Annotated in this window: 31 protein-coding genes and 1 riboswitch; of the genes, 21 read left to right on the top strand and 10 right to left on the bottom strand. The window is 69.3% G+C overall.

The annotated features are described in order from the left end of the window. The first annotated feature begins 159 nt into the window (after positions 1 to 159). Positions 160 to 318, top strand: a riboswitch (cyclic di-AMP (ydaO/yuaA leader). Between the two features lie 4 nt (positions 319 to 322). Next, the gene (locus RCO28_RS27700; protein ID WP_308944008.1) at positions 323 to 1243 is read left to right on the top strand and encodes a LysM peptidoglycan-binding domain-containing M23 family metallopeptidase; all 921 of its coding nucleotides are present in this window, start codon (positions 323 to 325) and stop codon (positions 1241 to 1243) included. On the opposite strand, the gene RCO28_RS27695 is transcribed toward RCO28_RS27700, so the two are convergent. The 3 genes from RCO28_RS27695 to RCO28_RS27685 all read right to left on the bottom strand — a co-directional run bounded on the left by RCO28_RS27695 (position 1233) and on the right by RCO28_RS27685 (position 4657). Beyond that, complete coding sequence (locus RCO28_RS27695; RefSeq protein WP_308944007.1) at positions 1233 to 2441, bottom strand: lactate 2-monooxygenase; 1209 nt, start codon at positions 2439 to 2441, stop codon at positions 1233 to 1235. The genes RCO28_RS27700 and RCO28_RS27695 overlap by 11 nt on opposite strands. Continuing rightward, the gene (locus tag RCO28_RS27690; RefSeq protein ID WP_308944006.1) at positions 2438 to 3670 is read right to left on the bottom strand and encodes an MFS transporter; all 1233 of its coding nucleotides are present in this window, start codon (positions 3668 to 3670) and stop codon (positions 2438 to 2440) included. The genes RCO28_RS27695 and RCO28_RS27690 overlap by 4 nt, the downstream gene beginning before the upstream one ends. Positions 3671 to 3835: 165 nt before the next feature. Continuing rightward, a complete protein-coding gene (locus tag RCO28_RS27685; RefSeq protein WP_374991263.1) occupies positions 3836 to 4657 on the bottom strand; it encodes a class II aldolase/adducin family protein in 822 nt (273 codons plus the stop codon). 125 nt (positions 4658 to 4782) lie between these two features. Here RCO28_RS27685 and RCO28_RS27680 point away from each other — a divergent pair, with 125 nt between their 5' ends. Then, positions 4783 to 5427 carry a TetR/AcrR family transcriptional regulator gene (locus tag RCO28_RS27680; RefSeq protein WP_308944005.1) on the top strand — a complete coding sequence of 215 codons (645 nt, stop codon included), beginning with the start codon at positions 4783 to 4785 and terminating at the stop codon, positions 5425 to 5427. Between the two features lie 103 nt (positions 5428 to 5530). Here the strand turns inward: RCO28_RS27680 and RCO28_RS27675 are convergent, their stop codons facing one another. Then, positions 5531 to 5863, bottom strand: a complete 333-nt coding sequence (locus RCO28_RS27675) for a hypothetical protein (RefSeq protein WP_308944004.1) — start codon at positions 5861 to 5863, stop codon at positions 5531 to 5533. 216 nt (positions 5864 to 6079) lie between these two features. On the opposite strand from RCO28_RS27675, the gene RCO28_RS27670 reads away from it, so the two are divergent. The 14 genes from RCO28_RS27670 (at position 6080) to RCO28_RS27610 (ending at position 14464) form a co-directional block, all read left to right on the top strand. After that, positions 6080 to 7006, top strand: coding sequence for a hypothetical protein (locus RCO28_RS27670; RefSeq protein ID WP_308944003.1), 927 nt, complete (start codon positions 6080 to 6082; stop codon positions 7004 to 7006). Further along, the gene (locus tag RCO28_RS27665) at positions 7003 to 7227 is read left to right on the top strand and encodes a hypothetical protein (protein WP_308944002.1); all 225 of its coding nucleotides are present in this window, start codon (positions 7003 to 7005) and stop codon (positions 7225 to 7227) included. The genes RCO28_RS27670 and RCO28_RS27665 overlap by 4 nt, the downstream gene beginning before the upstream one ends. Next, complete coding sequence (locus tag RCO28_RS27660; RefSeq protein WP_308944001.1) at positions 7224 to 7550, top strand: hypothetical protein; 327 nt, start codon at positions 7224 to 7226, stop codon at positions 7548 to 7550. Before RCO28_RS27665 ends, RCO28_RS27660 begins: the two co-directional genes overlap by 4 nt. Next, positions 7547 to 7999 carry a hypothetical protein gene (locus RCO28_RS27655; protein WP_308944000.1) on the top strand — a complete coding sequence of 151 codons (453 nt, stop codon included), beginning with the start codon at positions 7547 to 7549 and terminating at the stop codon, positions 7997 to 7999. The genes RCO28_RS27660 and RCO28_RS27655 overlap by 4 nt, the downstream gene beginning before the upstream one ends. Beyond that, positions 7996 to 8226, top strand: a complete 231-nt coding sequence (locus RCO28_RS27650) for a WhiB family transcriptional regulator (protein ID WP_308943999.1) — start codon at positions 7996 to 7998, stop codon at positions 8224 to 8226. Before RCO28_RS27655 ends, RCO28_RS27650 begins: the two co-directional genes overlap by 4 nt. Further along, on the top strand, positions 8223 to 8453 hold the full coding sequence (locus tag RCO28_RS27645; RefSeq protein WP_308943998.1) for a hypothetical protein: 231 nt from the start codon (positions 8223 to 8225) through the stop codon (positions 8451 to 8453). The genes RCO28_RS27650 and RCO28_RS27645 overlap by 4 nt, the downstream gene beginning before the upstream one ends. Then, positions 8450 to 8776: a DUF6083 domain-containing protein gene (locus RCO28_RS39460; protein ID WP_374991262.1), complete on the top strand. Its 327-nt coding sequence runs from the start codon at positions 8450 to 8452 to the stop codon at positions 8774 to 8776. The genes RCO28_RS27645 and RCO28_RS39460 overlap by 4 nt, the downstream gene beginning before the upstream one ends. 133 nt (positions 8777 to 8909) lie before the next feature. Continuing rightward, a complete protein-coding gene (locus tag RCO28_RS27640; RefSeq protein WP_308943997.1) occupies positions 8910 to 9518 on the top strand; it encodes a hypothetical protein in 609 nt (202 codons plus the stop codon). A gap of 263 nt (positions 9519 to 9781) precedes the next feature. Next, positions 9782 to 9991 carry a helix-turn-helix domain-containing protein gene (locus tag RCO28_RS27635; protein ID WP_308943996.1) on the top strand — a complete coding sequence of 70 codons (210 nt, stop codon included), beginning with the start codon at positions 9782 to 9784 and terminating at the stop codon, positions 9989 to 9991. Further along, positions 9988 to 10215 (top strand): hypothetical protein, encoded by a 228-nt coding sequence (locus RCO28_RS27630; RefSeq protein ID WP_308943995.1) that lies wholly within the window; start codon positions 9988 to 9990, stop codon positions 10213 to 10215. The genes RCO28_RS27635 and RCO28_RS27630 overlap by 4 nt, the downstream gene beginning before the upstream one ends. Then, entirely contained in the window at positions 10212 to 10796 is a 585-nt protein-coding gene (locus RCO28_RS27625; RefSeq protein WP_308943994.1) for a ParB/RepB/Spo0J family partition protein, read from the top strand. Before RCO28_RS27630 ends, RCO28_RS27625 begins: the two co-directional genes overlap by 4 nt. A gap of 68 nt (positions 10797 to 10864) precedes the next feature. Beyond that, a complete protein-coding gene (locus tag RCO28_RS27620) occupies positions 10865 to 12028 on the top strand; it encodes a GNAT family N-acetyltransferase (RefSeq protein WP_308943993.1) in 1164 nt (387 codons plus the stop codon). Between the two features lie 320 nt (positions 12029 to 12348). Continuing rightward, complete coding sequence (locus RCO28_RS27615) at positions 12349 to 12915, top strand: hypothetical protein (RefSeq protein WP_308943992.1); 567 nt, start codon at positions 12349 to 12351, stop codon at positions 12913 to 12915. Next, positions 12905 to 14464: a terminase large subunit domain-containing protein gene (locus RCO28_RS27610; protein WP_308943991.1), complete on the top strand. Its 1560-nt coding sequence runs from the start codon at positions 12905 to 12907 to the stop codon at positions 14462 to 14464. Before RCO28_RS27615 ends, RCO28_RS27610 begins: the two co-directional genes overlap by 11 nt. A 72-nt stretch (positions 14465 to 14536) precedes the next feature. Here the strand turns inward: RCO28_RS27610 and RCO28_RS27605 are convergent, their stop codons facing one another. After that, positions 14537 to 15007, bottom strand: a complete 471-nt coding sequence (locus RCO28_RS27605; RefSeq protein WP_308943990.1) for a hypothetical protein — start codon at positions 15005 to 15007, stop codon at positions 14537 to 14539. A gap of 111 nt (positions 15008 to 15118) precedes the next feature. Between RCO28_RS27605 and RCO28_RS27600 the strand changes: the two genes are divergently transcribed. The 5 genes from RCO28_RS27600 to RCO28_RS27580 all read left to right on the top strand — a co-directional run bounded on the left by RCO28_RS27600 (position 15119) and on the right by RCO28_RS27580 (position 20299). Then, positions 15119 to 15502: a DUF1360 domain-containing protein gene (locus tag RCO28_RS27600; protein WP_308943989.1), complete on the top strand. Its 384-nt coding sequence runs from the start codon at positions 15119 to 15121 to the stop codon at positions 15500 to 15502. 18 nt (positions 15503 to 15520) lie between these two features. After that, the gene (locus RCO28_RS27595) at positions 15521 to 17362 is read left to right on the top strand and encodes a hypothetical protein (protein ID WP_308943988.1); all 1842 of its coding nucleotides are present in this window, start codon (positions 15521 to 15523) and stop codon (positions 17360 to 17362) included. After that, positions 17362 to 19683 carry a phage minor head protein gene (locus RCO28_RS27590; RefSeq protein WP_308943987.1) on the top strand — a complete coding sequence of 774 codons (2322 nt, stop codon included), beginning with the start codon at positions 17362 to 17364 and terminating at the stop codon, positions 19681 to 19683. Before RCO28_RS27595 ends, RCO28_RS27590 begins: the two co-directional genes overlap by 1 nt. A 193-nt stretch (positions 19684 to 19876) precedes the next feature. Continuing rightward, the gene (locus tag RCO28_RS27585; protein ID WP_308943986.1) at positions 19877 to 20026 is read left to right on the top strand and encodes a hypothetical protein; all 150 of its coding nucleotides are present in this window, start codon (positions 19877 to 19879) and stop codon (positions 20024 to 20026) included. A 36-nt stretch (positions 20027 to 20062) separates the two neighbouring features. Further along, complete coding sequence (locus tag RCO28_RS27580; protein ID WP_308943985.1) at positions 20063 to 20299, top strand: hypothetical protein; 237 nt, start codon at positions 20063 to 20065, stop codon at positions 20297 to 20299. Between the two features lie 386 nt (positions 20300 to 20685). Here the strand turns inward: RCO28_RS27580 and RCO28_RS27575 are convergent, their stop codons facing one another. The 5 genes from RCO28_RS27575 to RCO28_RS27555 form a co-directional block, all read right to left on the bottom strand. Next, a complete protein-coding gene (locus RCO28_RS27575) occupies positions 20686 to 21306 on the bottom strand; it encodes a hypothetical protein (protein WP_308943984.1) in 621 nt (206 codons plus the stop codon). Positions 21307 to 21342: 36 nt separating this feature from the next. Then, on the bottom strand, positions 21343 to 21609 hold the full coding sequence (gene tatA / locus RCO28_RS27570) for a Sec-independent protein translocase subunit TatA (protein ID WP_308943983.1): 267 nt from the start codon (positions 21607 to 21609) through the stop codon (positions 21343 to 21345). A 53-nt stretch (positions 21610 to 21662) separates the two neighbouring features. Continuing rightward, entirely contained in the window at positions 21663 to 22247 is a 585-nt protein-coding gene (locus RCO28_RS27565) for a TerD family protein (protein WP_308943982.1), read from the bottom strand. A 42-nt stretch (positions 22248 to 22289) separates the two neighbouring features. Then, the gene (locus RCO28_RS27560) at positions 22290 to 22910 is read right to left on the bottom strand and encodes a hypothetical protein (RefSeq protein ID WP_308943981.1); all 621 of its coding nucleotides are present in this window, start codon (positions 22908 to 22910) and stop codon (positions 22290 to 22292) included. Between the two features lie 117 nt (positions 22911 to 23027). Further along, a partial coding sequence (locus tag RCO28_RS27555; RefSeq protein WP_308943980.1) for a TerD family protein occupies positions 23028 to 23333 on the bottom strand: 306 nt, incomplete at its 5' end.

Raw genomic sequence — 23333 nt, 5'->3', positions numbered from 1 at the left:
CGAGCACTTTTGAAGGACGCGTATCCACGGAGTGTGACCGGGAATTCGAGAAAGGATCACCGCTCCGCGATGGCCCGGAAATTGATTCCTTGTCGCCCGGCTCTTAACTCCATTACGGTCGCCGACGTCCGGGTGGACGCCCAATCCTGCCGCCACTCGGATTCCCTCACACCCACCCGTGCACGGCAGGAGCGGGGGACCCACGGTAAATCGCCGGATCCGGTCCACCGGAGCGGCTTGGGGTGAAGTCGCGGAAACGCGGCCGGGCATCTCCAGCCCGAACCCGACAGCTCACCTCGCAGGCGCCGGAGAGGAATTCGCCATGCCCGCCAAGGGTAAGCACCGCCGTCCCAAGTCCCTGCGTCTCACCCGCGGTTTCGCCGTCGCCGGAACCGGCTCGGCCGCGCTCGCGCTGCCGCTGCTCGGCGCGACCGGAGCGAACGCCGCCACCCCCGAGGCCGCCCCCGCCGCTCAGGAGCTGGCCCCCCAGGGCGTCAAGTCCGCCGCCCCGCAGGCCGAGAAGAAGGCCGCCAAGGCCGCCAAGGCCGCGAAGTCGTACTCCGTCGTCTCCGGTGACTCGCTCTCCGCGATCGCCGAGCAGCTCGACGTGGACGGCGGCTGGAAGCAGCTCTACAAGGACAACCGCAACGTCGTCGGTGGCGACCCGGCGCTCATCCTGCCCGGCATGAAGCTGGCGGTCGGCGGCGCCAAGGCCGAGGCCGCACCCAAGGCCGCGCCCAAGGCAAAGGCCGCGCCCAAGGCCGAGAAGAAGGCCCCCGCCAAGACCGCCGAGCCCGCCAAGGCCGAGTCGGACCAGGTCGAGGCCGAGCCCGCCGCCGGTGGCTTCACCGCCCCGGTCGAGGCCAGCGTCTCCACCGCGTACCGCACCGCCGGCGGCATGTGGTCCAGCGGCTACCACACCGGCACCGACTTCGTCGTCCCGTCCGGCACGCCCATCAAGGCCATCGGCGACGGCACCGTCGTCTCCGCGGGCTGGAGCGGCTCGTACGGCAACGAGGTCGTCATCCAGCACGCCGACGGGCACTACTCCCAGTACGCCCACATGACCTCCCTCGACGTGGCCACCGGCCAGACCGTCAGCGGCGGCCAGCAGATCGGCCTGTCCGGCTCGACCGGCAACTCCACCGGCCCGCACCTGCACTTCGAGGTCCGCACCGGCCCGGGCTACGGCTCGGACGTCGACCCGCTGGCCTACCTCCGCTCGCACGGCGTCAGCATCTGACATCGCGGCAGCCGACCCGGCGCAGCGCCTGCCGGGTGAGGTCGGCGACGGTGGGGTAGCCGTCCACCGCCATGATCAGGTCGGCCTCGGCGAGCAGCGAGCGCAGGACGTGGACGACGCCCTCGGTGGCTCCGAGGGCCAGTCCGTACGCGTACGGCCGTCCCACGCCGACGGCCGTGGCGCCGAGGGCGAGCGCCTTCACGACGTCGGCCCCGGAGCGCACGCCCGAGTCGAAGAGCACCGGCAGCCCGTCCGCCGCCTCGACGACCTCGGGCAGTACGTCGAGGGCCGGGAGCCCGCCGTCGGCCTGGCGGCCGCCGTGGTTGGAGCAGTAGATGCCGTCCGCGCCCAGGTCCTTGGCGCGGCGCACGTCGTCCGGATGGCACAGGCCCTTCAGGAGCAGCGGCAGCTCGGTGAGGGAGCGCAGCCACGGCAGGTCGTCCCAGGTGACCGGGTTGCCGAAGACCTTCGCCCAGGTGAGGGCCGCGGCCCGCGGGTCGTCCTGCGCGCCGGGCGGCAGCAGCGCGCGGAACACCGGGTCGCTCGTGTAGTTGGCCAGGCAATGGCCGCGCAGCTGGGGGAGGTTGGCGGTCGCCAGGTCGCGCGGGCGCCAGCCGGACACCCAGGTGTCGAGCGTGACGACGATGCCCGCGAAGCCCGCCCGCTCCGCCCGGCGCACCAGGCTCGCCGCCAACTCCCGGTCGGTCGGCGGATAGAGCTGGAAGAAACCCGGCGTACCGCCGAACTCCGCCGCGACCTCCTCCAGCGGATCCGCGGAGAGCGTCGAGGCCACCATGGGCACACCCGTACGGGCCGCCGCGCGGGCCACCGCCAGGTCGCCGTGCCCGTCCTGCGCGCAGCTGCCCAGGACCCCGACCGGCGCCATGAACAGCGGCGACGGCAGCCGCAGCCCGCACACCTCCACGGACAGGTCGCGCTCGGCCGCGCCGACCAGCATGCGCGGCACAAGCCCCCAGCCCTGGAACGCCGCACAATTGGCGCGCTGCGTGTGCTCGTCGCCGGCGCCCCCGGCCACGTACGACCACATGCTCGGCGGCATCGCGTGCCGGGCGCGGTCCTCCAACTCCTCGTACTTCATCGGGTAGTTGGGCTGCACACCGGAGAGTCCGGCGAGGTAGATCTCGTTCTGGTACGCGCCGAACGTGCCCGGGTGGAGAGGCGCGGGCGATGCGGTCATGAGGGTTCCTTCTCGGTGCGGGGGGCGGGGTCCGTGGGGCGCTTGCGGAGGGCGGCGAGGAAGGCGTCCGAGTCCTGCGGGGTGGTCACGGCGAGGGCGATGGTGAGCAGTGGGCCGAGGGCGAGGACGCAGAAGGCCGCCTCGAAGGAGAAGGCGTCGGCGATCACCCCGAGCAGCGGGGGCGATGTCATTCCGGCGATCTGGCCGCCGATGATGACGACGGCGCTGCCGAGGCCGACCTGCTCGGGCGGCAGGCTGCGCAGCGGCACCGCGAAGATCGGCATGTAGCAGAGCGAGGCGGCGAACACGGCGATCGTGCCGCCGACCACGGCCCCGGTCAGCCCCGGCGACAGCGCCATCAGGAACAGCGCGGGCGCCGCCACCGCCATGGCGGGCACGATCACCTTCCGGTGGTGGCCCTCGAACCGGTCGGCGAGGCGTCCGCCGATCAGCGTGGCCGCAGCGGCTCCCAGCGAGGGCACCGCCATCAGCACCCCGGCGGCGGTCAGGGACACGCCGCGCTCGGCGAACAGATACGAGGGGATCCAGGTGCTCAGGCCCCAGGTGACGGTCGCGTACCCGAAGAGCATCCCCGCGAAGCGCCAGAGCACGCCCATACGCAGCACGTCCCGTACGCGCGCGGAGCCTGCCGCGTCCGCGGCGAGCGGGGGCCGCGGCGCGGGCAGCCACAGCCGTACCGCCCCGTACACCAGGAGCCCGGCCGCGGCCGCCACCCAGAACGTGGCGCGCCAGCCGATCGCGGCCGCGAGCACCGGGACGGCCAGCGGCGCCGCCACCGCGGCCAGGGCGTTGGAGCTCATGATCAGGCCCTGGGCGCCCATGCGTTCCTCCCGCGAGGTGCGCTCGACCAGCGCCTTCATGGACGCCGCCGGGAAGATCCCCTCGGCCGCCCCGAACGCGAACCGCACCACGAGCAGCACGGCGAACGACCAGGCCAGACCGGTGCCGGCGGTGAAAAGCGACCAGGCGAGCAACGCCCAGCACGTGACCCGCCCGGCGCCGAAGCGGTCGGCGAGCAGGCCGCCGGGGATCTGGCACAGGGCGTACGCGACGAAGAACACCGAGACGAGCAGGCCCTGTTGACCGAGGTCGAGGTCGAACTCGTCCCCGATCAGGGGCAGTACGGTCGTGACCGCGAGCCGGTCGACGTAGTCGACGAACCAGGCCGCGAAGAGCAGCGCGACGGTGGTGCGGACCGGCGGGCTCATTCTCGGCCGGGTCTTGCGGAGTGCAGCGGGAGCGCGGAGAAACGGCACGGCGGGCCTCTCTGGTGCGGCTGCGGAGCGGGGCGCGTACGGGGATTGGGCGCGTACGGGATCGGGGGTGTGCGGGGATCGGGCGCGTACGCGGATCGGGCGCGTACGGGGGAGAGGTCAGTCGAAGAGGTCGGGCTGCTCGGCGGTGATCTGGTCCCACAGCGGGCGCAGTTGGAACCAACCGGACAGCGGCGTACCGATCTGCTCGCGCACCTGCAGCGCGGTCTCCCGGTCGATGTGCTGCGGGTCGCCGGCGGCCATGGCGAGCAGCTGGGCCTGGCAGGAGCGCTCCATCGTGATGAACCACCAGGCCGCCTCGGCCACACTCCGACCCACCGTCAGAAGCCCGTGGTTGGCGAGGATCACGGCCTTGTGCGGGCCGAGCGCGGCCCCGATCCGCCGGCCCTCCTCGGTGTCGTTGACCACGCCGCGGAAGTCCTCGTACAGCCCCTGGTCCTCGTAGAACGCGCAGGCGTCCTGGGTCAGCGGGTCGAGCGGGCGGCGCAGCGTGGCGAAGGCCTTGCCGTGCAGCGAGTGCGCGTGCGCGGCGGCGACGGCGTCCGGGCGGGCCTTGTGCACCTCGGAGTGGATGCAGAACGCGGCGCGGTTCACCGGGTGGTCGCCCTCGACGACATTGCCGTCGTGGTCGACGAGTACGAGGTCGGAGACCCTGATCTGGCTGAAGCTCATGCCGAAGGGGTTCACCCAGAACCAGTGCGGGTGCTCCGGGTCCCGCGCCGTGATGTGCCCGGCGACGCCCTCGGAGAAGCCGAACTTGCCGAACAGCCGGAAGGCGGCGGCGAGTTCCTGCTTGCGGTGCAGCCGCTCCTCGGCGACGGAGTCGAACTCGGGCGGCAGCATCGCCCGGAACCCGGGCGGTACGGGGCCGAGCCCGAGGTGGGGTGCGGGGGCGGATGTCGTGCCGGTGGACGTGTCCATACGAGGGCCTCCCTGGGCGCCGCATCGGTGCATACGTCTTCGTATCGGATACAGGTCTGTATCGAATACGGTGCTGTATCGTCAGCGGCGTCACGTCGGGGTGTCAATGCCCAGGGAGGTGTTCCTTGCCGAAGGGGCCCACGAAGAGACGTCCGCAGACCACCGCGCGCCTCCTCGAAGCCGCGCTGGAGACGTTCGCCGAACGCGGGTTCTACGGGGCGTCGATCGAGGAGATCTGCGAGCGGGCCGGGTACACGCGCGGCGCGTTCTACTCCAACTTCCGCAACAAGGAAGCGCTGTTCTTCGCCCTGTTCGACCTGCACGCGCGGCGCGTCGTGGAGCGGCTGACGCGCGCGGTCGACGAACTGGCGGAGCCGCCGGACGCGGACGACGTCGTACGCGCGGTGCTCACGCGGATGAGCGCCCTCGACGAGACCGAGCGCCGCTGGTACCTGCTCTCCACGGAGTTCACCCTGCACGCCGTCCGGAACCCGGACACGGCACGCACGCTGGCCGAGCACGACCGGCGCCTTCGCGAGGAGGTGGCGGGGCTCCTCGGCCGCCTCTTCGACCGGCTCGACCGGCGCCCGACCGTGGACCTGGACACCCTGGCCCGCCTCACGACGGCCGTCCACGAGGGCTCCCTGGCCCAGAGCCTGGTCGAGCCGGACGAGCTGGCGCCCGAAGAACTGGCGGTCACGTTCCTGCCGTTGCTGTTCGAGGCGGTGTCCCAGAAGCGGCGGGCGCCCCGTCGGCGACGTACGGAATGAATTCGTCCACTTAGGGCGTCAGGCGCGATTGGGGGCACGCGCCCCTATTCCGGCTTGATCGACTCTTTACCAATGGCATTTCTCACCAGGAGTCAACCCCTACCTACGGTGGCGTAGAACCGATCATGCTCTGACCTGCGATTTCGTCGAGGCGTTCACGGACTTCGTGGGGGTCGATATCGTTCAGCCAGGGCCGCTCGTCGTCGAGCATCGCCTTGTAGTGGACGCCCAGGATGTTGCCGACGCTCACCATCTCGCTCAACTGCCAGTCCTGATTGCCGAGTAGGCGCTGGCTCAGCGATGGCCGGGACATTCCGATGCCGTCGGCGAGCTTCTGTCGCGAGATGCCGGCCGCGCCCATGGCTGTGGTGATGGAGAGGTTGAAGCGGCGAATCTCCTCGACCGCGTCCACGCGTGGCATCGTCATGACGGTCATATTACTAACCCTCTCGCAGGAGCGGCGATCTATCCGGAGCTACAGGGTAGCCATAGGTCGATGGTTTTAGCTTAGCGTTTGCAGGGCTAACGGGTAGGGGCATATTGTTTCAGTCATGCCCGGAATCTCCCTGTGGCGTCCCTGGAGGGCGCCTGCCCTCACGCGCCTGAACGCCCTCGCTCGGCGTACCGGCGCCCTTGTTGTGGGTGGTGTGCGGTGAGTGTGGAGCCCGAGAAGTCGTACCGGGCCGAATGGCAGCGCCGGATGCGCGCTGCCTGCCTCCACTTCGCCAAGCAGGCCAAGGCCCAGCGGCAGCCGCCGAGCTTGCGCCGTGCGTACGCCGAGGTCTTCACGGTCGGCCTCGTCGTCTCCACGTACGCCGATCCGGACGGCAGCAACGCCTTCCCCGAACGCGAGACCATCGCGCTGCTCACCGGCATGAGCGCCGAGCGTGTGACCGCTTGCCTCAAAGTCCTTGTGCTGAGTGGGGCGATAGAGCGCAGGCGCCGCCCCAATGCCTCGGCCGTCGTGAACCTCGCCGTCGGCTGGGTCGGCCCCGTCTCCGCGCTGCCCCTCGAGCAGCACATGCACCACCTCACCGAGACGCGCAGCAGGCGCCGCCATGCCAAGGAGAAGTCCGAGGCTCTCGCGGACCGCGTGCGCGCACACCATCCGGACGACGTGCACGCACGCGGTCCGGGAACCGGCAAATCGGACACAGAGGGGTCGGACAGCGTGCACGCACGTGTTCCGGATGACGTGCGTGCCGGGTCTTCCGAACTTCCCGGACAGCGTGCGTGCACGCCTTTGGAGCACGTGCGCGCACACCATCCGGACAGCGTGCGCGCCGGGTCCCTACAGATGCCCTGCACAGATACCCATCCACAGACAGGGGCTGACGAGCGTTCACAGCCTCAGGTAGATACGGGCGACTGGGCAGCAGAGGACGACCTCCCCAACGACCCTGACGCGATCCGCGCCGAGTTGGTCCGCCTCGACGTGTGGGAAGCCGAGCACGCATGCAGCCCCGGCTGCACCGAGGACGGCGCCGTCTACCGCAGACGCCTCGCCCTCAACCGCCAACTGCCCGCCCCTACACGCCGCCACGGCCCGCGCGGCCTCGAAAACAGGAGAGCCTCGTGAGCCTCGCCCCGGTGTCCAGCCGTGTCGTCAGCGCCATCCGGGTCTGCCCGCGCAAGGGATGCACCGTCTACCTCCAAGGCGGCCGCGCCGGACTGGAACTCCACTTCGGCGTGCTGCACCCCGGCGAACCCATCCCGGTGCCCCCGCCGCAGCCACGGCGCCGAATACGTCCCGCACCCGAGCAGCCCGCCTTGTTCGACCTGCCCGAAGGAGCCACATGACCAAGAACAAAGGCCCCACCCCCAGCCAATGGGCAGCCGCCGACGCCGCCATGAGCCGCGTACAACACGCCTGGACCGGACTGCGCTCCATCCCCAGCCCTGACACCGCCCATGCCCTCACCCGCACTCTCACCGACGCCCTCGGGGCGGTGCGCGCCCTCTACGAGAAGCCGACCGTCACCAGCTGCAAGCGCCACCCCCGCGGGTCCGTCGATCCCGCCCCAGCCCCAGGCGAAGGCCCCTGCCTGGCCTGCAACATGGAGCGCCGACGAGCATTGCGCGGCACGCAGGGCATCCCCGGCCCACGCGGAGAGCAGTCGTGACGCCGCATCAGCATGGGGTGTACCTCGCCCGCTACGTGTGCCCGGTCTGCGAGGGCGACCCACGCCCGTCCGACTGCCTCTGGTGCGCCCGTCAGGGAACCACCGACGACATCCGAGGCTTCGAGGACCAGGCCGGGCCCCTGCCGCGCCCTCCAGCCGTCATGCCGAAGCCATGTCGCGACTGCGCGTTTCGCCCCGACAGCCCCGAGGACGAAGCCGACCAGCTGCAGGCCATCAAGACCCGCGACCGCGTCTTCCACTGCCACGCCGGGATGGAGATCATCGACGGCGACTACACCCCGGTCGCGACCCTCAACGGCATCCCCGTCGGCTACCAGGTGTGCGCCGGGTGGTGGGCCTGGCTCACTGGCGAGCCCCTGCCGACCGAGGCGTACGAACAGTCCGCCCGCGAGAAACGCGCCGAGCGCGAGCGGACCGGTGACGCGTGAACAGTTTCGACGCCGCCGAGTGCCGCAACGACGACGTCGACGCGGAGTGGTTCTTCGACGGGACGTACGAGCCCGAAGCGAAGGAGGTCTGCGACCGCTGCTGCGTGCGGTCGGCCTGCCTCGTCGAGGCCCTGACGCTGGGGCGGCACGCGCAGGGCGTGTGGGCCGGACTCAACGACCGCGAGCGCGCAGGCCTGGGGTCCGTCCGGCAGGGGAGTAGACGATGAGCCCGCCGAACGCCGAACGTAATGCCCGCGCCAGGGCCCTGGCGGTGTTCTGGCCGCGCAGAGTGAAACGATTCCCCGGCCCCAACGCGGCGGTGCACGCAGCAGCCGGGAACGTCACGGCCTGCTCCCAAGTCATCAGCGGGCAGGGGCGGATGCTCGACCCGACTACGCCGGTGTCGTGCCCTGGCTGCCTGATCGTCCTCGGCCAGGGACCCGGTGAGCCGTGACCGCCCCCGCGCTCGATGCGGCTCAGCAGCCGCTCTCGATTCCCTGTCCCGAGTGCGGATTGCTGTCCGAAAGTCACCCAGGCCTCGACGGAGAGGCGATCTTGCTGTGTCCGGGGCTGTTCCCGGCCGCGAGCATGCCCACTCAGATATGGCGGCACGTGTGCGGCGGGGTCGTACACCTCGGCCCGAGCCCGTTCGGCAGCAGCCCCGAACACGTCATTCGAATCGAACACGCCGAAGTGTGCCCCGCCCGGCCCGAACCCGCGCACCCCGTGCTCGCGGCACTGCGCGAGCACCTACGAACATTCCTGGGTGCACCGTGAGGCCTTTCCCCAGAGTTGACGTTTCAGTCAACCTCCTTCCGTGAGGGTGAACCCGGTTGCCACGAGGTGCGCAACCAGGTTGCGCGGCGCAGATTCATTCCTGTCCGCCCAACACGGAAGGCACTGAACCTCAGTGACGAACACCGCGTTTTCGCCAGCGGAGGCAGGGTCCAATGTCGATGAACTCCTGCGCTGCCTCCTCACGTTGAACTCGAACCTCCGAGATCACATGCCGAACCCGGCCGTCCCCTACGTGATCGACTGGGAACCAGGCCCCGGCCTCCTCGCCACCGGAGGCATCGCTGTCGCACACCTGCACCCACAGGCCGAGCATTTCACCGACAGCTACAGCCACCTTCCCGCCCTCAACGCCTTTGCCGGAGCACTCGAACAAGCCCTCCACCCCGACATCTGCAAACCGTCCGCAAGCCGCTATCAGGACGTCCCGCACGGCAGGCTCGGCGCCGTCCTCGTCACAGAAATAGAAGACCCAGCCCTCCCAGGACTCATGTCTCTACCCGAATACGGCGAGCAGCCCGTACGTCAGATCCAGGGATACGACGTCAACGGCACCCTGGTCTCCGTCATCCAGCTCGAAGGCGGCCCACCCCGGGCCTGGATCCAGGAATCCGGCCGCGAAGGGCGCGGCGAGCACGCAGCCATGGTCGACATTCCAACGGTGCGCCCTCAACTCGAAACTCTCGCCTGGGCCTACGTGCACCGTGTAAGCGCCGAGGCCTGAAGCGGTGGCTGAGCGCCGGACAAGGGTGGCGGGAAAACGCCCCTGTCCCGTGTTCAGCAAGCATCGGTCCCTGCCATCGGAACTGGTAGGGACCGATGTTCCGCCCAATCAACCACAGACGTGATCAACCTCTGCTGCACGCCTGGATCAACAACCGCCAGCACGGCGTCGTTGTAGCCGACGCGAGCCCGACACGTAACTCGAAGGGCGAGCAGGCAGCCTCCAACTCACCACGAGTGATCACATGGTTCACGATCGGTCACATGTCACGAGTGATGCTCCGCGGCGAAGCCCGCACCCGAATCGCCAACGAACTACGCGCCAAGTACGAAGCCGGCAAGAGCATCCGGCAAATCGTCCTGACCACCCCCTGCTACAGCTACGGCTTCGTCCGCAAGCTCCTGGTCGAGGCCGAAACTCCCTTACGAGCCACCGGAACCCGCGCTCAGCACGCCTCGGAAGTGCGCGCATGAGCATCGACGCCCAGGAGCTCCTGAACCGCTTCATGTACCACCCGCCGCGCGGAGATCAGGTCGAGCGCTACGGCCACCAACTCCGCGTCACCGCCCACTCATTCGCTCACGTCATCGACCAACTCGCCCCCGACTCCAGGGAGAAGAGCCAGGCGCTCACCAAGCTCGAAGAGGCCGTCTGCTACGCGAACGCGGCCATCGCCCGCCGGGAGGACGCGCAGTGACCATCATCAAGTGCGCCCCCGACCTCGAATCCCTCCTGCGCCCGATCGAATCCGTCCAGCGCTACCCCGGCAACCCCAAACGCCACGACCTGGACGTCATCAAGGACTCCATCACCCGCTACGGCATGTGGCGCGCCATCGTCGTACAGAAGTCGACCGGCTACGTCCTGGCCGGAAACGGACAACACGAAGCCGCAACTGACCTGGGCGCAGACCAGATCCCCATGGTCGAGGTGGACGTCGACGACGAGGACGCCAAGCGCATCGTCCTCATGGACAACAAGTCCGGGGAGAACGGCTACGACAACCAAGCCCTCGCCGAGCTGCTGAAACACCTCCAGGACACCCCCGACGGCCTCACCGGCTCCGGCTACGACAACCAGGACCTGGACGACCTCCTGGACGCCCTCACCGACGAGGCCCTGAACGAAGGCGAACTCGGGCTCGGCGGCGACGCCGACCAGGACGACCTGTCGGCCGTGTGGGGGGTCATCATCACGGCGGGCAGCGAGAGCGAGCAGGTCGAGCTGCTGGAGCGGTTCGTCTCCGAAGGCCTCAACGTCCGCGCGGTGATGACGTGAGCCTCCGCGTGCAGTACGAAGTCGCCTGTGAGACACCGACGACGGCCCGTACGGCCCAGGTGTCGTCGATGTTCGACATCCCTCCCGCCGCCCGCCGAGTCACCCGCTGGGACATCCCCCTGCCCATCGACGAACGCGAATGGCAGATCGGCCTCGTCGTCGGCCCCTCCGGAGCGGGCAAGTCGACCCTGGCCCGACACGTCTGGCCCGACCAGATGGACACCGCCGCTGTGTGGGACGAGCGCGCCCTGATCGACAACTTCCCTCCCGCCATGAGCATCAAGGACATCACCGCCCTGCTCTGCTCGGTCGGCCTCTCCTCGCCGCCCGCCTGGCTGCGGCCGCGCCACACCCTGTCGGGCGGGGAGGGCTTCCGCGCGGACGTGGCATGGCGTCTTGCCCAGACACCCAAAGGCGCCACGTGTGTGATCGACGAGTGGACTTCGACCGTGGACCGGCAAGTCGCGAAGGTCGCATCCCACACGGCTGCGAAGACTGTACGCCGGGGCGGTCAACGCCTGGTCGCGGTCACCTGCCACTACGACGTCACCGACTGGCTCCAGCCGGACTGGATCGTCGACGTGAGCGCCGCGGATTTCACGTGGAGGCAGGTTCAACCCCGGCCCCGGCTCGCCCTCACCGTCCACCGCATCAGCGGACGTGAAACGTGGCCCCGCTTTGCACGCCACCACTATCTGAGCGCCGAACTCTCAGCCGCGGCGCAGTGTTTCGGCGCGTTCACCGATACCGGCCAGTGCGTGGCATTCGCCTCGTACCTGCACTTCCCCCACCCCAAGACGCGGAACTTGAAGATGGCGCACCGCATCGTGTGCCTGCCCGACTACCAAGGCCTGGGCATCGGCGCGTACATGACCGCGTGGCTCGGGCAGCGGCTGTGGGACCAGGGCTACCGGTTTCGGATCATGTCCGCGCACCCGGCGGTCATCCACGCCTGCGCCGCGTCCCGGCGCTGGCTCGACGTCTCAGCGCGCCGCAAGTCGGTAGCGGTCGGGCCGAACGCTCAGCAGCGCGCCAGGGGGCTCAACGTGCGCGCGCTGAACACCCGCAGCTTCGAGTACACCCCGCCCGCTCAGAACGTCTCTGAGGGGCCGCTTGATATCGCCACAGGCCCTGCCTGCCGCGCATCGGCAGCGCCTCGTCGAGCATCTGCGGATCGGCGAGTACCCAGTGGAACATCGACTCCTGCGCCCACGGGGAGGGGTGGTCGGTGACGACGTCGATAAGCGTCACCCAGCCCATCAGCGCCCCGTACACGTCGTCCAGCGCGAACGGCTCATCGTGGCCCTGTACGCGCATCGTCGCGGTGACGTTCACGCCTGGGTCGTCCCGGTGACGCTGCATGCCCGCATGCAGTGCGAGGGGGCCCCGGTACGCCGTGGACCACGACCGGTTCTCCACCGGCTTCACCGAAGCCATGATCAATCCCGCATACGGCTGCCTGATGGTCAGGGCCGGGCACGGCGCCGGGATCGCAGAAGAACGCATAGCTCGGACCTTATCGTCGCCTACCTTCTGACCTGGGAAAACACGCATGCCCGCCGATAAGACCCCGCTCACACTCGACCCCACGCGCGCCCCGTGGGAGCAGCAGCCGCGCGAGAGCGACGCGAACTACCGGCGCTTCGAGTCGTACCTGAAGATGCGCGACCGCAAGGTCCGCACCCTCGCCACCGAGCTGGGCCGCTCCACCGCCTACATGCAGCAACTCGCCTACCGCATGCACTGGCACGACCGCGCCAAGGCGTACGACGCCGACCAGCGCCGCCAGGAAGCCGAGACCCTCGACGCCGCGCGCCGCTCGCACGCCAAGCAGATGGTCGCCGCGACCGGCTTGGCTCTGCGTCAGCTGATCGACGGCCTCAAGCAGGAACGCACGTACACGACGAACGAACTCATCAAGCTCTACAGCGTCCTGCGCCCGGCCGTGGACGGCACCCGCCTGACGATCGCCGGAGCACAGGACGCCCCGGCGGTGAAGGTGACGGCGATCCCGGCGACGGAAGAGGAGTTCCGCAGCGAAGTCGCGCGCCTGGCCAACTTGTTGGCAGAGGAGGCACCGGTGAGGATTGGCTACGACGAGGACGACGATGCGCAGTGACCGAGCCCTGGCCCTGGAGCGCGCTCAGTTCCTGGCCTGCCTGGCCGACCCGGTGACGCTCGCGCACTCGCTGGACCCGTCCTTCGAGCCGCGCCCCCACAACCGGGTCATCGCCCGCGGCATGCGCCGCCTCATCACAGGCAGGAGCCGCAAGCTTCTGATCACGACACCCCCGCAGGTCGGTAAGTCGAGCACTGCTGCGATGTGGGGAGTGTTCTGGTGGCTGGCCAGGCACCCCAGAGATCACATCATCATCGCCTCCTACGGCGCGGAGCTGGCCGAGGAACGCGGCCGCGCGATCCGCAAGCTCATCCGCGCCCACGGCGCCGAGTTCGGGCTCCAGCTGGACGCCGAGCGGGCCTCGGTCGCCGACTGGCGCCTCACCACCGGCGGCGGCGTGCGCTGCGCGGGAATCGGCGGCTCCCTCACCGGCCACCCCGCCTCGATGATCATCATCGACGACCCCCACAAGAACCGGCAGGAGACCGACTCACCCACGATGCGCAAACGCGTCGCCGACTCCTACAGCGCCGACCTGTACTCCCGCCTCGCACCCGGCGGCCCGCTCCTCCTCGTCCTCACCCGCTGGCACGAAGACGACCTCGCCGGACGCCTCCTGCGCGACGAACCGGGGGAGTGGGACGTCATCCACATGCCCGCCATCGCCGACCTCACCCTGACCCCCGACGGCGACCCCCTCGGCCGCCAGGACGGCGACCCGCTCTCCCACCCGAAGATCCCCACCCGCGACAAACAGGCCCTGCTCGATCACTGGCTCGCCAAGAAGCGCGGCTCCTCCCCCTTCGACTGGGGCGCCCTCTACCAAGGCAACCCCCAACCCGTCGAAGGAGCCCTGGTCACAGCGGAGTTGATGCGCAACCAGACCCACCTCACAGGGCTGCCGGCGCCCACGCGGATCGGCATCGCGGTCGACCCGTCCGGGGGAGGACGGGACGCTGCGGGGATCATCGGCGGGTTCATGGGCCGTGATGGGCGCCTGTACTGGACGCACGACAGAACCGGGGTGATGTCGTCCGACGCCTGGTCGCGCGCGGCCTGCACGCTGGCGGGCGAGACGGGCGCCCAAGTCATCGTCGTGGAGAAGAACTTCGGCGGGGACCAGGCCGAGTTGGCGGTGAAGGGCGCCTGGGACAAGCTGCGCCGTGAGCACGACGAACGGCACCAGGATGTCCCGGACGCGCCCCGGAATCCGTACGCGACGATGCCGCCGCTGGTTCAGATGCGTTCAGCGAAGCTCTCGAAGATCCTGCGTGCGGAGCCGGTGGCCGGGCAGCTCCGCGAGGACCGCATCCGCCTGGCCGATCACATGCCCGAGCTGGTGACTGAGTGGTGCCAGTTCCAGCCTGATTCGTCGTTCTCACCGGGCCGGATCGACGCCTCGGTGCTGCTGGCGTACGAGTTGCTGGGGCCACCCAGGACGGTCAAGGCCGTGTCTGCGCCGAGGGGTTCGCGTGAGGACATTGCGCGCAGGAACGCACAGGGCGCACGTCGTATGGGGCCGCGTTCGTACGGCGGTGGACGCGACTGAGAAGTCAGGCGGACAGGACCTGTTTCACGTTGCATCCGGGGCATGTCGGCGAGGGTGGCATGAGTCGGCGCGTCACTGCTCATCGAGGGATGCCTGCCGGGCAAGGAACTCCTCGAACGCCGCCTTCTGCTTCGGATCCATGAAGCCTTGGCGGACGTGGCGGGACTTCTCCTGGAGCCAGTGGGCCTCTTCGGGGTCCAGTAGCTCGGCGACCACCACGCCCTTGCGAGCAACCGCCGTGCGCCCTCCTACGCGACGACGAAAGAGAGTGAACGCGCCGAATTCCTCTGGGTGAGCCAGTTCCAGCTCCTCCGCCACCGCCCGGTTCTCTTCCCCCGCGCCCCTCGGGTAGGCGGTGGGGGCCCAATGCTCCCAGAGCGCCAGCATGGCCGCGGGTACCAGCACCGCGCGCTCCGCCTCGTCACGCCCCTCCCACATGAACGTGACCGTAACGGGCTCGCCGACCGCCTCGGCCAACCCGAGCACCCTCTCCATCTCATCGTTGATCGGATAAGCCACTGCTACGTCGATCTGAATGCCCATGGCGCCTGAGGCTACTGGCAGCTTCCGACATGCCAGCCTTAAGGCTCCTGTGCCTCGTCGACCAAGGCGCAACGGGATCACTCAAGTGATCACAAAGCGTACGTTGTTGACGTGCCTTACTCACTCACGGTATTCGCGCTCGTTGTGCTAGCCGTCGCACGAGCCACGCGGCTGATCACCACCGACAGCCTGACCCGCCCCCTTCGGGACAAGCTCGGGGAGCGGGCACTGGCCGCGTACCGTCGCGACGAACAAGCCACCGACACCAGCGAACGGGAACCGAGCGTCCCGCCCCGCGCGCCGGGCGAGCGCGGACTGTACGCGCTCGTCACCTGCCCCTGGTGCATCGGCTTCTGGCTCTCCATGCTCGCGTACGTCCTCATCTACGCGATCGGTACCTGGCCCAGCACTCTCCCCGAGTGGGCCCTCGCCATCGTGCTGGTCGCCTCCACCTCCTGGCTGGTGGGCGCACTCAACACCCGCTACGCCCGCTGACGTTGAAGGAGGGCAGGAATGCCGCTGTCGCGTCTCATGCCGCTGCGCGGCGCCGCATCCCTGATCGCCTCCGCCGAACTGCTGCGCGAGCCCCGCCGTACGACAGCCGAAGCGAAAAGACGCGGCAAGTCCCGCTCCCAGCTCTCCGGGACGCTCCCTGCCCAGCAGCAGTGGCAGGTCAACGCCTGGGGCTACTACCGCACCTGCGGCGAACTGCGCCAGGGAGTGCGCTGGCTGTCCAACGCCTGCTCCCGAGCCACCCTCAAGCTCGGCCGGATCGACCCGCGAGGAGACGGCACACCCGTACCTGTCGATGACCAGGCCCTCATCGACCGGTACATGACCTCGTGGGCCGGTGGCCCGTCAGGGCAGTCCCAAGTCCTCGCCCAGATGGCCATCCACGCCACCGTGCCCGGCGAGTGGTACCTGATCGCCTACACCGCCCCCGACACCGGCACGGAACAATGGCGCACAATCGCCAAGTCCGCGATCCAACAGCGCGGCACCGGACCCGACGCCCCTCTGAGGGTTCAGGTCGGCCCCCAGGAGTGGGTCGACCTGGAAAACGGCACCAGCTTCGTGTGCCGCATGTGGCGGCCGGACCCGGAGAAGCCGTGGTTGGCGGACTCTCCGGTCCAGCCGCTCTTGAGCGACCTTCGGATCTTGTGCGGTCTGACCGCCCACGTGAACGCCACGATCGACTCACGCCTGGCCGGTAACGGCATCCTGGCGATCCCTCAGGAAGCCTCCCTGACCGGTGCCGAGACCGCCCCCGTCGATGACGAGGGCACAGTGCGCGAGGACGCGGACGAGTTCATGGACGAACTCATCGAGAACATGGTCCCCGCGATCACCGACCGCGACCGAGCCTCGGCCGTCGTGCCCATCGTCATCCGGGCACGCGGCGAGGACATCAAGAACATCCAACACATCGACCTCTCCTCGAAGTTCGACGAGCGCGCATCCGAGCTGCTGATCCAGGCACAGCGCAAGGTCGCCATCGGCATGGACGTGCCCCCGGCCGTCATCCTCGGCCAAGAGAACAGCAACCACTGGACGAGCTGGCAGATCTCCGAAGAGGCCGTCCAACTGCACGTCGATCCGCTCCTCGCCCTGATCACCCACCCCCTGACCGAGCGGTACCTGCAGCCCCTGATGGCCGACGATGGCCACACGGACGCCGACCAGTACGTGATCTACGCCGACACCACCGAACTCACACTGCGCCCCGATCAGTCCGAGGACGCCCTCAACCTCTACGACCGCGGGGAACTCTCCGCCGAAGCCCTGCGCCGCGAGGTCGGCTTCGGCGACCAGGACAGGCCCCAGGACGCCGAGCGGCGCGCCCGGCTGCTGTGGAAGCTCGCCGAGAACCCCCAGCTCGCCGCGACCGTCCTTCCCGCCCTGGGCATCAGCCCACCCCCAGGTGTGTCGGAAGCCGCCCAGCCCGGTACCCCCCGGCCGGCTGGGCCCGGACACCTCCCGCCATCGATCGAGACGCGCCGCGACCTGCCCTCGCAGGCCTCCAGCCCACCCCAATACGGCCACCAAGGCGCGCTGTTGGCGGCTGCCGACATCGCCGTACGTCGCGCCCTTGAAGTCGCAGGCAAACGCATGTCACCCGGCCGCACTGCCTCCAACGCCTCGGTGCCGGCCTGGCAGGTCCACACCCGTATGCGCGCCCAGACGGACCTCGCACGTCTCTTGGACGGGGCTTGGACGCATCTGGCCGCGTCCGCGCATGCGACCCCGGAGGCGGTGACGGCGGTCGACCGGTACACGCGACGGCTGATCACAGCCCAGCTCGCGCACGATCCCGCGCTGATGCGCCGCCACCTGGCCGAAGCCGGGGTGCTGTGATGCCCGCCCAGTGGCTGGCCCGGCACATCCAGCGCGCGGCGTCGGCTGTGAGGTCGGCGCTCGGGGCGTTCCTGGCCTCCGCACGTACCGCGCTAGGCAGCCAAGGTCTCGACGCGTGGCCCTCCGACGGCTTCGCGCAGGTGCCTGCCGCGTTGGAGCCGTTCCTCGTGGAGGCGTTCTTGCACGGCGCAGGCGGCCTGGCAGACCTCAAGATGCAGGCCGACGAATGGGGCCGCCGCGCAACGGAACGCATCGCCGCCTCCCACTGGCCGTCCAACACCTACGCCAAGCTTGCCCAGCAGGCCCTAGACCAGTGGCCGGTGCTCCTCGACCTCGCCCAGCACGAACGGTGGGCGAAGGCGCTGGCCGCGTCCGAGGCGCGCTCGGCGTTCAACGCAGGCGCGTTCGCCGCCGCCCTCGCGAACAATGCCGAGCGGCCGATGATCAAGGTCTGGAAGACGACGCTCGACGGCCGCGCGCGGCACGCCCACCAGTTGGCGAACGGCCAGCGCATCCCGGTCACTGAACCGTTCCTGGTCGGCGGGGAATCGCTGATGTTCCCCGGCGACCCCACCACGGCCACCCCCGGCATGACGGCCAACTGCCGTTGCCAGATGAGGCTGATCCCCGCGCCGCTGACCGCTTCCACCCCTTCGGGAGTCACCATGAACACACCCGCCCCCCAGCCCGCCGGGTCAGCCGACGACATCTGGTGGGAGGGCCCTCTGGCACCCATCGGCGTCGAAAGCGCCGACATGCGCCGCCTGGCCGCCACCGAGCAACTGGAGACCCGCGAGCTCCCGCTTCCGCTGCTGTTCCAGCGCGCACTGAAGGAATGCCACGAAGGCGCCGTGCAAGGCCTCGCCGTGCTCCGCGAGGCGTACGTGAAGGACGGCGTCCTGCACGGGCGCGGCACTTTGGACGGCAAGGACCCCGACGCCGTACGGATCGCCGACAAGATCGAACGCGGCTACCTCGGCTGGGTCAGCGTGGACCTGGACAAGGCCCGCATGGAGCTGGACGACACCGACCCTGCGCACCCCGTGGAGGTCGCCACGTCGTGGCGGCTGACCGGCGCCACGCTCGTCGGGCAACCCGCCTTCGACACGCAGGCCAAGATCCGCATCACCGGCAAGCCTGCACCCGCCGACGCCGAGGCGTATGGGGACGTCCCTGTCGCTGAGGCCCGGGTGAAGGACGAAGTCCTCGAAGAGATCGCAGACCCACCCATCGACACCGCGGCCGATGAATCCCAGGACGACCGCTCCGAAACCGAGGGGCCCCGAGCAGCCGGCACCAGGAAGGCATCGGAGCACCCTGGGTCGCACACCGGCCCGGGCGCAGACGACGACCTGGATGAGGAGGGGCTGATCAACCAGCCCTTGTTCCCGCCGAAACCGAAGCCGAAGCCGAAGGTGAAGGTGAAGCGTGCGGCTGCGTCGTTGATCGCCGCTGCCATCCCTGTCGCCCCGCCGAAGGCCTGGTTCGACGATCCGCAGTTCACCGAGCCGACCGCCATGCAGGTCACGGCCCGAGGACAGGTCCGCGGGCACCTGGCCACGTGGGACCGGCCGCACATGTCGGCAGGCGGCGGAACGATCCGCGCCCCGCACTCCCCGTCCGCCTACCGCGAATTCCACGTTGGCTCGGTCCTGACGGTCGAGAACGAACTCCTGGCCGTAGGCACACTGACCGCGGGCACCAGCCACGCCGAACACGGGCTCACACCCGGCGAGACCATGGCGTTCTACTCCGATACCGGATACGGCGCCGCCGTAGTCCGCGCCGGTGAGGACGCCCACGGCATCTGGGTCGCCGGAGCGCTCACCCCGAACGCGACCGAGGAGCAGATCGCCGCCCTGCGACGGGCACCGTTGTCGGGGGATTGGCGTGACAACGGTCTGGGCCTGGACCTCGTCGCCGCTCTCGCGGTCAACAGGCCCGCGTTCCCCGTCTTGCGAGCCTCGGCCTACCTCGAGGGCGGCCTGCCTCGCTCCCTGGTCGCCGCTGGAGCCCTCACGGTTGATGACTCTCACGATGCGTTCGACTGGACCACCCCGGAAGCCGGCACCGGCCTCGGTGAGGTGCCTCCGGCGTTCGAGGGGCTCGCGGCATCCTTCGAGCGCATGGTGACGGCCCTCGAACCGCTAGCTGCTTCTGCACGTTGGCAGGATGAGCAGCAGCGCAGCGAGCGGGAGCAGCAGATCCACGCCGTCCGGCAGCGCTTCAACGCCGCGCGAACCGCTCGCATCCAGCAGCGCATGCAGACCCTGCGCACCTCGCGCCACCAATCCGACGACGGCGATCCGGAGGGCGATTGACGGCCTCGACGAGGTTGAGGAAGCGCTCCTCACCTCTGAGGTCCTGACCCAGATCGCACCCAGCCGAGAGGATCTCGCGGATGTCGAGACCGTCCTGGGGCCGGACGGAGAGCAGTTCGCGAACTGGATCGAGAAGGGCCCGGGGGTGCCCCCGTATATCCGTCGAATCAGCCGTCACCTGAAGCGCAAAGGCATGACAGAAAGCCACGCGATCGCCATGGCCGTGAACACCGTCAAGAGGTGGGCGCGCGGCGGCGCCAACGGCAAGCACGACACCGTCGCCAAGGCGCAAGCCGCCCTCGAACAATGGAACGCCAAACGCCTGAAAAGCAAGGCGACTTGAAGCCCCGAACAACAGCCAGAAGAAGGGCAAGAAAACATGTGCTGCGGTAGCGGTGGCGGATACAGCTCCCACGGCTGGGGACAGGCCAGCACCCCCGGCGTCGGCGCGAGCGTATGGCGCCTCGAAGTCAGCGAACACGAAGACCCCCTGCCCAACGGAGAACGCCACCAGGACTTCATGACCTGGGTCGAGGCAGACGCCGCACGCGCACGCCTCGGACGCGGCCGCTACTTCGAACACCGCCTCACCCAGGCCGACATCACAACGGCGTGATGACAGGGCCCTGGCCATCTTCGTGATCGCATCACGAGTTCCAAGATCTCTTCACTGTGATGAGGGACGAGCTTGATCGGTACCGGGCAGGTCGGAATCTCCCCTGGCCCGAGGCTTGGAGTGGGGCGGGCCGGAGCGGCCTCCTGCACCAGCTGTCATGGACGCCAACTCCTCACGACCCGACGGCGGATGAGCCGAAGCCGTACCTAGCGGGGTGGATCCCGTACGGGCCCGATCTCCTGCGAGTCGAGGCAACTGAACCGGCGCAGCACCCGGCTCTGCGTCAGGCGGCCTCACGCAGGGTGCCCTGCGCGAGGCCGGTACGAGCGCTGGATCAAGGGCCCGGCCCGTCGGTAGACCGGGACCTTGACGTTGCTGCTCTGCGCTCAGTACCAGGTCCACTCAACCTTGTTGCGGAGGGTCGAGGTTGCGCCGACGAGAGAGTCGACCCGTACGAGGGTGGTGCCGATGGCGGCGACGTCGTCGCCGGGGTCCGAGAAGCCGGACCAGCCGAAGCCGAGCGTCATCTCCTCGTCGTCGGGGCGCTGGACCGGGCCGTGCTGGTCGCCGCAGATCTGTTTGCTGATGCCGAACATCACACCGCTCGAACCCTGGAGTCCGACGTTGACCTCGGCGCAGCTGCCGGCCAGGTCGACGTCGCTCTGCGGTTCGTACTTGACGATCTCCTGCTCGCCTTCGTAGATCATGTATGTCTCGGCGGAGGTGAGGGAGTAGTTCCACCACCAGCTGGAGTTGGCGACGGCGTCCTGCTGCATCTCGTCGGCGATGTAGCGGCCGTTCTCGTTGTCCTGGTCGAGGCGGCGTACCACGCAGCCGCGGGCGTAGAGCACGACCGCGGTGTCCAGTTCAGTCTCCCAGGTCGACGGGTGCCCGTGAGCGTCGAGCCGCGGCGCAGCCTCCCAGCCCAGGGACATCCGTACGACGGGGATGTGCCGCCCGCCGGGGCGTAAGAGGGTGATCCGACGGCCGCGCAGCGGCATGCTCATCGGGCGGGCCTTCCGCTGCGAGGTGGTGGATGGTCGTCACTGCTGGTGGCGCTGCTGCTCCGAGGTCTTGGGCTGGTCGGCCCGGTGTGGCACGACCTTGCCCTCGATCACCTCCCGGCCGTCGTCGGGTCTCGACGACGGTTCCTCGGCCGAGCTCGGGTTCTCCTTCTTCATGGCCTTGGCCTCGGCCTTGAGGATGCGGGCGGATTTGCCTGCGGAGCGGGCCAGTTCGGGGAGCTTCTTCGCGCCGAAGATGAATATGACGACGATGATCAGGATGGCGATCTCGCTGATTCCGAACATCGGATTCCTGTCTACGGGATGAGTGTGGTCCGGTGCCGTCAGGTGCGGCGGCGTCAGAGGTGGCTGGCGATCGAGGGCATCAGGTCCTGGAACGTGCGGCCGGTCGCGGGCTCGCCGATGGCCTTCAACTGCCAGCCCCCGCCTGCCCGGTGGACCTTGGCCATGATCTGTGCGGTGTGGTTGCCGCCGCCGGTGAGGGTGTAGCGGGCGAGTTCCTGGCCGTTGGTCTCGTCGATGAGGCGGCAGAAGGCGTTCTCGACCTGGGCGAAGGTCTGGCCGGTGAAGGAGTTCACGGTGAAGACGATCTGGTCGACCTGGACCGGGACCCGCGCCAGGTCGACGAGGATCGCCTCGTCGTCCCCGCCCTGCCCGGAGCCGCCGACAAGGTTGTCGCCGGTGTGGCGCACGGAGCCGTCGTCGCTGACCAGGTGCTGGAAGAAGACGACGTCGACGGGCTTCTGCTCGGCGAAGAGCACGGCCGAGGCGTCCAGGTCGATGGCCCCGCCACCGGTGAGCTTCGCGAGGAAGCCCTTGCGCGGGGCGGACTTCCAGCCGAGGCCCATGCGTACGGCGGTCAGGGAGCTGCCGTCGGACTTGCTGAGGCTGATCTGCTGGCCCTTGCTGAGGTTCACGGACATCAGGGTGGTTCTCCTTGGGGAGCTGGTGAGGGTGAGGGGTGCTCAGGGGCGCGTGGACAGTTCGTCGCGCAGGTATGGCAGCACACCCCGCTCCAGTAGCGCCTGCTGCCACGCCTCACGGGCCTGCTGGGCCTCCGCGCTGCGGATGCGGATGCGCGTACGGGGTGCTTCGCCAGCCCGTTGCCGGATCGCGGTGCCCATCAGGGCGGCGAGGCCGATGGCCGTCGCTCCGGCGGCGAACACGGCGCTGATCCAGCCCATGGCGGTGAGCGAATCGGCCAGCTCGGCGTCCGTGCCCGAGAGGTGCATCCCGTATCCGAGCAGGAGCAGGACCACGGCGACGGCGGCCGATATGAGCGGGGCGAAGACGGCCACCGCAGGGAGCCACACACCCGCACCTGGCGACGTCGGCGGTTCGTCGGGTGAGCGGTCGGCGGGGGCGGCAGCGCCCGCGCGGGCTTTGAGGAGTGCCCGGTACTCGTCCGCCGCGGCCGCCGCGATTTCGTCCTTTGCGGCGAGTACGCGCTCCCGCAGCTGGTTGGCGTCGGTGGCGGTCCGGCCGTCGTTGAGGGCGGTACGGATGTCCGTCACGCTGAGCGCCAGGTGCAGGACCCACTCGAAGTCGCCCCGGTCCTCCGGGCGTAGGTGCGGTGGGCTGGTCACGTCGCTTCCCCGTCAGGCTCGTTGGTGGGGGGCGCGGTGACGGTGCATGCCGTCGGGCACAGGCCGCCGGGCCCGGCGCCCCCTGGAATGTGCGGGCCCGGCGGATTCGCGGTGGCCTCAGACGTTGACGCCGAAGTCCTGTGCGATGCCGCGCAGTCCGGAGGCGTAGCCCTGGCCGACGGCGCGGAACTTCCACTCCGTGCCGTGCCGGTAGAGCTCGCCGAAGACCATGGCGGTCTCGGTGGAGGCGTCCTCGGACAGGTCGTAGCGGGCGATCTCCTGGTTGTCCGCCTGGTTGACGACACGGATGAAGGCGTTGCGGACCTGTCCGAAGGAGTGGCCGCGGCTCTCGGCGTCGTGGATCGAGACCGGCACGACGATCTTGGCGATCTCGGCGGGCACGGTGGCCAGTTCGACCTTGAT

It is taken from the genome of Streptomyces sp. LHD-70 (genome assembly GCF_031157275.1).
Classification (GTDB): domain Bacteria; phylum Actinomycetota; class Actinomycetes; order Streptomycetales; family Streptomycetaceae; genus Streptomyces.
The sequence above is the reverse complement of the archived record's forward strand: the minus strand, read 5'-3'. Positions and strand labels throughout refer to the sequence as shown.